The 11,501-nt window shown below is 61.2% G+C and carries 4 protein-coding genes; 1 reads left to right on the top strand and 3 read right to left on the bottom strand.

The features are described 5' to 3' along the window. Window positions 1-16: 16 nt before the first annotated feature. On the top strand, window positions 17-526 hold the full coding sequence (locus tag JDW18_RS02970; protein ID WP_218242268.1) for a hypothetical protein: 510 nt from the start codon (window positions 17-19) through the stop codon (window positions 524-526). Window positions 527-544: 18 nt separating this feature from the next. Here JDW18_RS02970 and JDW18_RS02965 read toward each other — a convergent pair whose 3' ends face one another. The 3 genes from JDW18_RS02965 to uvrA all read right to left on the bottom strand — a co-directional run bounded on the left by JDW18_RS02965 (window position 545) and on the right by uvrA (window position 11,366). Next, on the bottom strand, window positions 545-1,168 hold the full coding sequence (locus tag JDW18_RS02965) for a 4'-phosphopantetheinyl transferase family protein (protein ID WP_218242267.1): 624 nt from the start codon (window positions 1,166-1,168) through the stop codon (window positions 545-547). Beyond that, window positions 1,168-5,238, bottom strand: a complete 4,071-nt coding sequence (locus JDW18_RS02960; protein WP_218242266.1) for a Pls/PosA family non-ribosomal peptide synthetase — start codon at window positions 5,236-5,238, stop codon at window positions 1,168-1,170. The genes JDW18_RS02965 and JDW18_RS02960 overlap by 1 nt, the downstream gene beginning before the upstream one ends. A gap of 191 nt (window positions 5,239-5,429) precedes the next feature. After that, entirely contained in the window at window positions 5,430-11,366 is a 5,937-nt protein-coding gene (gene uvrA / locus JDW18_RS02955; protein WP_218242265.1) for an excinuclease ABC subunit UvrA, read from the bottom strand. Window positions 11,367-11,501 lie beyond the last annotated feature (135 nt).

Below are 11,501 nucleotides of genomic sequence, written 5' to 3'. Positions count from 1 at the left end.
AACTACAGCACCGATCATGAAGAAACTGCTGCCTTTTGTACTGCTCGCCAGCCTGTGCTCTCTGGCTTCGGCCATTCAGCGCTGCGAAGGGGGTGGCAGAGTCTGGTATCAGGATATGGCCTGCCCCGCTGGCAGCAACAGCACTTCCATGGCACCTGCAGCACCTTTGCAGAGCGCACCGCTATCGGGCAGCGGGCGCGTCATCTCCCTTCCGCAGGAACCCAGCCAGCCACTTCCAGCGCCCTCCAGTCACCTGCCCACCGCGGTCTATGAGCGCGAAGCACGCATGTGTCTGGACTGGTACAAGAAAGAGATGCAGCTGCCGCTAGACGCCATGTATCTGGACTACACCAAAGACAGGCGGGTGGTGACCATCACCATTCCGGTGCGCTACTCCGCTACCAACCAGTGGGGGATTGCTTCCGAGGGTTCTGCCAACAAGCAGGCCTCCTGCGAAATTCATAACGACAGACTGGACGACGCCTGGACTCGCATTCATGCCAAACGCGGTGGCTGGTTGCAGTGATGTTTCGGCCTTGATGCGTCAGGTAGCACTGTCTTCGCCGACCTTGTCTTGCCAGGCCACAGCTGCCCTGCAGACGAGGGCAGTGAAAGACATGGGCAGTGGCACTGATGCGCTGTGAATACCCGCCAGACCTGCCTCCAGCTCGCCACTCCACTCCACCAGGCCCAGCCCCGCGCATTTAAGCCGCGCCTCCTGCCCTGCCCAGGCCTGCGCAAACGCTTCAAAAAAAAGAGCATCTACCGCAATATCTGAAAGGACTTCAGCCACTTCAGGCGCAAAAAAAAGTTGCGCTACCGCTTGCAGTTCCGGTCGGGACACATGTCTGTCCACCGCCTGAATATCTACACCAACCGCCGCCCCAAAGTGCCAGGCCAGCAGCGCCATTCCCTGCGCATGGCTGATAGAGCAATGCAAGGATTTCAGCAACTGCCCACGCAGCTGAACTTGCGGAGCCTGGCCGCGCAGATTGCTGATTTTCAGCTCCGCCTCTGCACAGCCCAGTTCTGCCGCCAGACAGCAAACCAGCGCAGCCCTGGCCTGCAGCCGGGCAACCTCCCTGTCGCCCTCATCCAGCCCCTGCACCAGCCGCAGCTGCGGCCTGCCTCCAGCAGCTCCATCCAGGCAGCAGGGCTGAATCTGCATCAGACTGGCTGGCGCACGGGTGCAGCGGGCGTGCCTTCCCAGCGCGTGCGGGCCGGCAGGGTTTCGCCCTTCATCACCAGCGTCAGCGGGCCCAGTTGCACATCGTCGCCCACACTGGCGCTATAGAGCACCGTGCAGCGCGCGCCCATGGTGACGCGCTTGCCGATGATGACTTCGTCGATCTTCATCACACGATCTTCAAACAAGTGTGTCTGCGGGCAGCACAGCGCATTGAGCTCGCTGTGCTCACCAATGGTCACGCAGTCATGCTCGGTGATGTCTGTGGTGTCCAGATAGACACTGGGAGCGATCTTGCTGCCCATCAGATTCATGGCCAGCGGCAGCCATGGCGTGCCGCGCAAATAGCGCAGAAAGTTCGGAATGGCCAAACCTTCATACATATTGGTTGCCGCCTCGGAGAGCCAGACAAACGGTGTCCACATGGGAACCGCCGTCTTCGCGTAGCGCCTGACAGCCAGCCATTTGAACAAGGCCACGACCAGGAAAGCAACCAAGCCAAAAATGATGCCAGCCACAGCCAGATCCAGAACCACAGCGCCCCAGCGCCCTTCGGATGCCAGCGGCATGGCGTCCAGAACAATCGCATAACCGACGGCAATGACCACGGCATGGGGTACGGCGATGCGTGCAGCCTCGACCAGACCACGCCCCAGACGCCGCCATGGCGATGGCGCAAACGTCAGGTGCTCAGGGTAGCCCTGCGCCACCTCTCGTGCGGCCAGATTGATGGCCGGAGAGCCCAGCCAGGTATCGCCATCTTTCATATCGGCATTGCGCGGCACTGCCGTCATGACGCCAATCAGCACGTTTTCGGGAATGGTGGACCCATCAGGAACATAAGCACCATTGCCAATGAAACTGCGGCGCGAAACCACCGTGGGCTGCACCGTCATCCAGCCTCCATCGATATGTTCGTCACCCAGCATCACGGCATCGGCCACAAAGCATTCGTCTCCCAGTGTCAGCATGTCTGGCACCACACCCAGAGCGGTGGACAGCTCGGTCTGCTTGCCCACCTTGGCCCCCAGCAGTCGGTACCAGGTCGATGAATACACCGTGGCATAAATGCCGTGCAGCGTGCCCAAGCTGGCCTCCTGAATCTGGTTGACCATCCACTTGCCCAGATAGCGCCCGCTGTGCACAGACCAGGTACCGGCCCGGGTTCTGGGCAGAAACAGATAGCGAACCAGGGCTGCGACCAGTACCGTGCAGGCCACCAGCACCAGACTGGATGGCAGCGCCAGCATGAAGAATTTGAGCAGACGCAGGATGAAGGCTCCGCCCGCATCGACCACACCCTGCTCCAACAAAGGGCGCACGGAAATGGCTTCGATGTCCAGCGTGTCAATCAACATGAATGTCGGAAACACAGGCATGAAGAACAAGGTCGCCACCAGCAGGCCACCAAAGACAAACACCAGCATTTCCAGCGCATGACGCAGTGGGCTGACCACTTGTCTTTGCGGCAAAGTAGCAGGGTCAAAAACCCCTTTCGCACGCGCAGGCGAGCCCGCCCAGATGCTGCGTGCAGGCTGCACCGAGCCATCTGCCAGCGCGGATTGCCCATCCAGATGCGCCCAGTCTTCCAGCCGGGTGTTGCCTTCGATCACTACATACGAGCCGATGCAGACCTCGTTGCCAATATCGATGCGACCGAGTATCAACTCACCGCCTTCAACGCGTGCGTTTTCCAGCGCCACGGCGTTGCCAATGCTGGCGCCGTCGCCGATACGCAGCAGATCAGGGGCGCGCACTGTCATCGAACCCAGATTGGTTTCACGCCCAACCCTGGCCCCCAGCGCACGCAGCCACACCGGATGCAGCGATGAGCCGGTAATCATGGCAATGGGCACCGCTTCAACCAGACGGTCGGCGAACCACCAGCGGAAATACGTCACACCCCAGAGCGGATAGCGCCCCGGCTTCAATCGTCCAGCCACCAGCCATTTGCCAGCCCAGGCAATGCCAAACTCTGCCACGGTGGCGACGGCAAAGGCCAGCACCGACATGGCCACCGCAAAGGCCACGGAATCGTTTTCGTCACCCGTGAAGAAGTGATAGGTGAAAAACGGCGCCAGCCACTGCGCCATCTTGATCAAGACCAGCAGTGGAATGGCCACAGACTGCGCCGCACCGCAGCGCCAGCGCCGCCACGCCGAATGAATGCGGAAGGGGCGCTGCTGCTCTGTAGAGCCACCCACGGTCATGACGGCCTGCAAGGCCTCGGCAATCAAGCCCACTTTGCGCTGCTGATAGACCGTGCTGACCGTCGCCTGAGCAAAACGCGGGTCTGCGCGCAGCAGCGATGTCAGCCGTGCCGCGAACAGCGAGTGGCCGCCCAGGTCGCTAAAGAAATCCTGGCCACGGTGAATCGCCTGCCCCGGAAAAATCTGGGCCAGCGCCGCGAACAGCACCTGCTCTGCTTCTGTTTCCGCCACATCCGAGTCGGTTGGCCCAGTTGCCTGCGCCAGCTCCATGGCCTTGAGCGCCTTGCGGTCGATCTTGCCCGATGTCAGGCGCGGCATCTCGGTCAGCGCCTCAAATCGCGCAGGCACCATATAAGGCGGCAGGCGCTCCGCCAGTGCCGCACGCAACTGGTTTACGGTGCAAGGCTCATCGGCAGGCACATAAAAGGCCACCAGTTGATCCATGCCGTCATCCTTGCGCAGCAGTACCGCCGTGGTACCCACGCCGGGCTGCTGAGCCAGCACAGCTTCGATCTCGCCCAGCTCTACGCGAAAGCCGCGAATTTTGATCTGATCGTCGGCCCGGCCCAGACAATGAATCTGCCCATGCTCATCGATACGGGCCAAATCGCCCGTGCGATAAAGGCGTGTGTCATGCGGCCCGCTGGGCCAGGGGTTGAGCAGAAATTTTTCAGCCGTCAGTTCCGGCCGGCCCAGATAACCCGCGGCCACGCCAGGCCCGGTAATGCACAGCTCACCCACCTCGCCCTGGGGCAGCCCCACCAGTTGGGGTGCCGTGCCTGCAGGAAAGCTGTCAGCCTCTATCACCTGCACCACGACCAGGCTGTAATTGGGCAGCGGCGTACCAATCGTCACCGGCTCGCCCGCCTTGAGCTCTGCCAGACTGGCAGACACCGTGGCCTCGGTGGGGCCATAGGTGTTGAACATCTGACGCGATGCATTGGCCCAGCGCGCCACCAGCGATTCCGGGCACATTTCGCCACCCAGATTGATCAGGCGCAGGTTCGGAACGTCCTGGGCAAACAGCGCCAGCAATGTAGGCACCGCATGCAATACCGTGACCTGCTGCTCCATCAGTGCGCGGGGCAAGGCCTCGGGGTCACCCGCAATCTCGCGCGGAGCCAGCCACAGCGTGGCACCCACCAGATAGCTGATCCAGATTTCCTCGAAGGACATATCAAAGGCCACCGAGAAACCCTGATAAACCTTGTCGCTCTGGCGCACACCCAGCCGTGCATTTTCACTGCGCAGAAAGTGGCAGATGCTGCCCTGCGTAATGGCAATGCCCTTGGGCTTGCCCGTTGAGCCGCTGGTGTAGATCACATAGGCCGGATGCTCGGGCAATGCGCCCTGACGCTGATGCAGCACGGTATCTGCAGGCAGGTCAGCCAGCAGATCAGCTTCCGTAAAAGTCTGTGCAGAAATGTCCTTCTGCGCTTGTACAGACTGCGCATGCTGCTGCGCTATCAATAGCGCTTTGGCCGATGCATCTTCAAGACAGGTGGCAATGCGCTCCAGCGGCGTTTCGGCATCAAACGGCAACCAGGCCGCACCCGTCTTGGCAATGGCCAGCTGCAGGGTCAGCAGCTCGATACCACGTGGCAGCCATAGCCCCACCATATCGCCGGGGCGTATGCCAGCCTCTATCAGCCTGTGGGCAGCGCGGCTGGCATCGGCATCGAGCTGTGCATAACTACGCTGCCTTAAAGTCTCCCCTTGACCTTCCATCAGCGCAATCTGCGCCGGATGAGCCTGAGCCGTGGCCTCAAAAATATCGGCCAGCACCTCCTGGCGCAAAAGGTCTGGCCGTTCTGGCCCGCGCAAAACAATAGTGTCGGACATGGGGTCAGCGGACTTACCCGGAGCAACCGTGCTTCCGAACCTGGTGGCGCCGCTCTTTTCTGACCGTCATTATTGAGCGAGCCTATGGTTTTCCGAGGAATTTAGAGCCTCTGAAAACCATGGTTTGAGCAAGATTTACATAGTTGGAGTGCTCTTAGAACATTTGTGTAGATCTTGCGCAAATCACCACCCTATGCGCGCGCCAGCACGGGCGCCAGCGCCTTGCCGGTGTGCGTGCCGATCGCCACCAGCTCTTCAGGCGTTCCCGTGGCCACAATCCGGCCGCCGTCCTTGCCGCCTTCGGGGCCCAGGTCGATGATCCAGTCGGCTTCGGCAATCACATCCAGATCATGCTCAATGACCACCACGCTGTGGCCACCATCGACCAGACGATGCAGCACATGGATGAGCTTGTCCACATCGGCCATGTGCAGACCGACGGTGGGCTCGTCCAGCACATACAGCGTGTGTGGCGCCTTCTGCCCGCGCCGCCCCACCTCGTCGCGCACCTTGGTCAGCTCGGTCACCAGCTTGATGCGCTGGGCCTCGCCACCCGACAGCGTGGGCGACGGCTGGCCCAGCGTCAGATAACCGAGGCCCACGTCCTTGAGCAACTGCAGCGGATGGGCAATCGAAGGCATGGAGGCAAAGAATTCCACCGCCTCATCGACTTCCATCTGCAGCACATCGCCAATGCTTTTGCCGCGCCAGGTGACGGCCAGCGTCTCGGGGTTGAAGCGCGCGCCGTGACAAGTCTCGCAAGGCACTTTCACATCGGGCAGAAAGCTCATTTCAATGGTGCGCACGCCCTGGCCTTCACAGGCCGGGCAACGGCCTTCGCCAGTGTTGAAGCTGAAGCGCCCCGCCGCATAGCCACGGGCCTTGGCCTCCAGCGTTTCGGCAAACAGCTTGCGAATCGTGTCCCAGAAGCCGATGTAAGTCGCAGGGCAGGAGCGCGGCGTTTTGCCAATGGGCGTCTGGTCCACTTCCAGCACCCGGTCCACCGTCTCAAAGCCCTTGATACCCTTGCAGCCCACCAGCGCGGGGGACTTTCCTTCGTCCATGGCATCGCGCCCGGCCTTGGTCGATCGCTGCTGCACCCAGGCTGCCACATTGGTCAGCAGCACATCACGCGCCAGCGTGGATTTGCCTGAGCCGGAAACGCCCGTCACCGCCACCAGGCGCTTGAGCGGCACGCGTGCATCCACGCCCTGCAGGTTGTGCATATTGGCGCCCAGCACCTTGAGCCAGTGCAAGGCCTTGCTCTCTTCCGTTGCTACCGTTTCAGTAGCTGCCTGCGCTTTGCTTTTCTTGGCCTTACTGACTTTTTTCTCTGCAACGGCTGATTCAACAACGGTAGCAGCTTCTGCATTGATAGCAGCCGGTGCAGCAGGGGGTTCCCCTTCCCCAACCCACAGTCGTGGCTTGAAGGGATGGCGCATGGCATGCAGCAGATAGCGGCCCGTGACCGAATCTTTGGCCTCCATGATGTCCTGAACCGTACCCTCGGCGACCAGACGGCCACCGCGAATACCAGCGCTGGGGCCGATATCGATCACATGGTCAGCGCGGCGAATCGTATCCTCGTCGTGCTCCACCACCACCAGCGTGTTGCCCTTGTCACCCAGCTTGTGCAGCGCATTGAGCAGAATCTGGTTGTCACGCGCATGCAGGCCAATCGTGGGTTCATCCAGCACATAGCACACGCCCTGCAGATTGCTGCCCAGTTGCGCTGCCAGGCGAATACGTTGTGCCTCGCCACCGCTGAGCGTGGGCGCTCCGCGGTCCAGCGTCAGATAGTTGAGGCCGACTTCTTCAAGGAATTCGAGACGGCTTTGGATCTCGGGAATCAGATCACGGGCAATATCGGCTTCGCGGCCCGACAGGTCCAGCCCTTGCACCCAGCGGCGCACATCGCTCACCGACAGTTGCGCAATATCGGTAATCGCTTCGTCATGGAACTTCACGGCCCGCGCCACGGGGTTCAAACGTGTGCCCTGACACTTGGGACAAACAACTTCCGCCAGGTCTTCCACCTCCTGGCCCTCGAACTTCACTTCACGGCCCCGGTTATCGTCTGCAAGCAAGGTGTCGTCATACACCTTGCGCTGGTCCTTGGTCAGCTTCACGCCCGTGCCCACGCAGTCGGGGCACCAGCCATGCTTGCTGTTGTAGCTGAACAATCGCGGATCCAGCTCTGCATAGCTGGTGGCGCAGACCGGGCAAGCGCGCTGGGTGGAGAACACCTGCAGCGCACCGATACCCGCTGTGCTCTGGCCGCCTTGCATGGCCTCGGCCAGATTCTCGATACCGGACAGCACATGCAGCACGCCCTTGCCAATCTCCAGCGCCTGACGCAGATGGCCGCGCAGTTCTTTTTCGTTGGCCGCCGTGACCGTCACGCTGGCCACGGGCAGCTCAATCGTGTGCTCCTTGAAGCGGTCAATGCGCGGAAAGCCCGTGGTTGGCAAGAACTCGCCATCCACGCGCAAATGCGTGTAGCCCTTGGGGCGCGCCCAGTCGGCCAGCTCGGTATAGACGCCCTTGCGGTTGACGACCAGCGGGCTCAGCAGGCCAATAGTCTGGCCACGGAAACTCGTCATCAGCTGCGCGGCAATGCTTTCTTCCGTCTGCGGCTGCACGATGGCATCGTCGTGAACACAGTGCTGCACGCCCAGCTTCACATACAGCAGGCGCAGAAAATGCCAGACCTCAGTGGTTGTGCCCACCGTAGATTTGCGACCACCACGCGACAGGCGCTGCTCAATCGCCACCGTGGGCGGTATGCCATAGACCGCATCCACCTCAGGGCGGCCCGCAGGCTGCACGATGCTCCGCGCATAGGCATTGAGCGATTCGAGGTAGCGGCGCTGGCCCTCATTGAACAGAATGTCGAATGCCAGCGTGGACTTGCCCGAGCCCGAGACCCCCGTCACCACATTGAACTTGCCACGCGGCACATCCACCGTCAGCGACTTGAGGTTGTGCTCTTTGGCGTTGACGATTTCAATGGCATTTTTGCCCGCTTGAACCTGCTGCGCCTTGGCCTTGCGCTCTGGTTTATAGAGCATGGGGGCCACTTCACGCACCGCTTCGCCACCCACGCCCATGGCCAGATCGTATTCGCGCAAGGCCTGCGCGGTATAGGAGGCATCGACCTTGCGCACATCTTCGGGCGAGCCTTCGGCCACCACCAGTCCACCGCCATCACCGCCTTCTGGGCCCAGATCGATCAGCCAGTCGCTGGCGCGAATCACGTCGAGATTGTGCTCAATCACGATCAGCGAATGTCCGGCTTCGAGCAGCTTGCGCAGCGCACGCATGAGCTTGGCAATGTCTTCAAAGTGCAGGCCCGTCGTAGGCTCGTCGAACAGGAACAGCGTGCCTTTTTTGGCCAGCGATTGTTTGCTCTTGGACTGCGCCTTGGCCGCCTCTGCCAGAAAACCTGCGAGTTTGAGGCGCTGTGCCTCTCCACCCGACAGCGTGGGCACGGGTTGGCCCAGCTTCACATATTCCAGCCCCACATCGACGATGGGCTGCAGCGCGCGGATCACATCGCGATCCTGCGCAAACAGCAGCGCGGCTTCGGCGACAGTGAGCTCCAGCACATCGGCCACATTCAGCGACTGGCCGTTGCGCTCGATCTTCACTTCCAGAATCTCGGGGCGATAACGTGTGCCATTGCAATCGGGGCAGCGCAGATAGACGTCCGAGAGAAACTGCATCTCCACATGCTCGAAGCCCGAGCCGCCGCAAGTGGGGCAACGGCCATCACCGCTGTTGAAGCTGAACTTGGCAGCGGTGTAGCCGCGCTGGCGCGACAGCGGCGCCACCGCAAACAGCTCACGCAGCGCATCCCAGGCCCCCACATAACTGACCGGGTTGGAGCGCGCCGTCTTGCCGATGGGCGACTGGTCCACAAACATCACATCGGCCAGATGGTCGGCGCCCAGCAGGCGCTCGAATGCGCCCGCCGCATCGGTGGGCTTGCCGAAATGGCGCATCAGCGCGGGCACCAGCACATCCTGAATCAGCGTGGATTTGCCTGAGCCTGAAACCCCGGTGATGGTGACCAGGCGCTGCAGCGGAAAGTCCACGCTGATATCGCGCAGATTGTGCTCACGTGCACCTTCCAGAATCAGGCGCGGCGTGGATTCCGTCACCATGCGCTTGAGGCCAAAGCCCACCTGCTTGCGCCCGCCCAGATAGGCGCCCGTCAAGGTGTCGGCCTTGCGCAAATCCTCGGGTGTGCCGTCAAACACAATCTGACCACCGCGTGCGCCGGGTCCAGGCCCCATGTCGATCATGCGGTCGGCGGCAAACATCACGGCGGGGTCATGCTCCACCACCACCAGCGTATTGCCCGCATCGCGCAGGCGCTGCATGGCTTCGGTAATGCGCTCCATATCGCGCGGGTGCAGGCCAATCGATGGCTCGTCGAGCACAAACAAAGTGTTGACCAGCGAGGTCCCAAGGGCAGTGGTCAGGTTGATACGCTGCACCTCGCCGCCGCTCAGTGTGCGGCTCTGGCGGTCCAGCGTGAGGTAGCCAATACCCACGTCGCACAGATACTGCAGCCGCGTCATGACCTCTGCGTGCAGCATCTTGAGGGCCTGTGCTTCACCATCGTTCTTGTCCGCCGCACTGGGGGCCAGTTGCGCAAAAAACTCGCGCAATCGAGTGATGGGCAAGCGCATCAAATCGTGCAAACACAGGCCCGGCAAGCCGTCCAGCTGCTCACGGCTCCAGCCCACGCCCTGCGGCATAAAGCGCTGGTATCGGCCACTTTCATCGCCGGGTGGCAGCACGGCGTCCGCGGCCTGCTTGCCGCTAATGCGCCAGAGCAGGCTTTCGGTCTTGAGACGAGCCCCGCCACAAGTCGGGCATTCGGTGTAGCTGCGGTATTTGGACAGCAGCACCCGGATATGCATCTTGTAAGCCTTGCTTTCGAGGTACTCGAAAAAGCGGCGAATGCCATACCAGGTCTGGCTCCACTTGCCATTCCAGTTGGGCGAGCCTTCAATGACCCAGTCCTTTTGCTCCTTGGTCAGCTTGGACCAGGCCGTGTCGCGTGGAATGCCCTCGGCTTCGGAGTGGCGCATCAGGTCGTCCTGAATCTCCTTCCAGGCCGGCGTCTGAATCGGCTTGATAACACCGGTGCGCAGCGTGAGCTTTTCGTTGGGAATCACCAGCCCCCAATCCACTCCGATCACGCGACCAAAGCCGCGGCAGGCATCACAGGCCCCCACCGCCGAGTTGAAAGAAAACAGCGAAGGAATCGGCTCCTGATAGGAGAGGTTGCTTTCCGGGCAATGCAGACCTTGCGAGAACTTCCACAGCTCAGGTTCAGCGCTCTCTGCACCGCTTTCAGGCAGTACATACACAGTCAGCCTGCCGCTGCCGCGCTTGAGGCCTACCTCGATCGCCTCCATGACACGCGAGCGCTCAGCCTTGCTCAGGCGAAAGCGATCTGCAATCACATCCAGCACCTTGATCTTCTCAGGCGCCGCCTTGGCTTTCTTCTTGCCCTTGGCGGCCTCATCCGCCACAGGCTGAGCACGCTCCACTTCGCGCTCGGCCTGTACCTTGGTAAAGCCGCTGGCAGACAGCCATTGCTCGACTTCTTCGGCCGTGGTGTTGACGGGCAACTCCACCGGAAAGGTGATGGCAATGCGCGGGGCGCCCGCCGCCTCGCAGCGCCGTGTCAGCTCGTCATAGATCGAATCTGCGGTGTCGTGATGCACCGGCATGGCGGTCTTGCTGTCAAACAACTTGGCCGCGCGCGCAAACAGCAGCTTGAGGTGATCGTTGATCTCCGTCATCGTGCCCACGGTGGAGCGCGAGTTGCGCACCGGGTTGGTCTGATCGATGGCAATGGCAGGAGGCACGCCCTCGACCTTGTCCACCGCCGGTTTGTCCATGCGATCCAGGAACTGGCGTGCATAGGCGGAGAAAGTCTCTACATAACGACGCTGACCTTCGGCATACAGCGTGTCGAACACCAGACTGGACTTGCCCGAGCCACTGGGGCCGGTGACGACGGTCAGCTCACCAGTGCGGATATCGATGTCCAGATTGCGAAGATTGTGCTGGCGAGCACCACGGATACGGATCAGGCCCTGCGTCATGTTCTGCGGTCTTTTCTATGGAGGCCAAACATTCTAGGCAGTCCTGATATGCACCTTGGCGTGGCATGTGCATTAAGGCTTTGCCCACCACATCAACAGATGCAAAAAAGCCCCGTCATGCGGGGCCTGCAGCCA

Source organism: Comamonas fluminis (assembly GCF_019186805.1).
Taxonomy (GTDB): domain Bacteria; phylum Pseudomonadota; class Gammaproteobacteria; order Burkholderiales; family Burkholderiaceae_C; genus Comamonas; species Comamonas fluminis.
This window is presented reverse-complemented; position numbering and strand designations above follow the sequence as displayed.

What these genes read in the sequence shown, in the direction of transcription:
- JDW18_RS02965 (WP_218242267.1), bottom strand. Translation starts at nt 1,168, where the DNA reads ATGCAGATTCAGCCCTGCTGCCTGGATGGAGCTGCTGGAGGCAGGCCG.
- JDW18_RS02970 (WP_218242268.1), top strand. Translation starts at nt 17, where the DNA reads ATGAAGAAACTGCTGCCTTTTGTACTGCTCGCCAGCCTGTGCTCTCTG.
- uvrA (WP_218242265.1), bottom strand. Translation starts at nt 11,366, where the DNA reads ATGACGCAGGGCCTGATCCGTATCCGTGGTGCTCGCCAGCACAATCTT.
- JDW18_RS02960 (WP_218242266.1), bottom strand. Translation starts at nt 5,238, where the DNA reads ATGTCCGACACTATTGTTTTGCGCGGGCCAGAACGGCCAGACCTTTTG.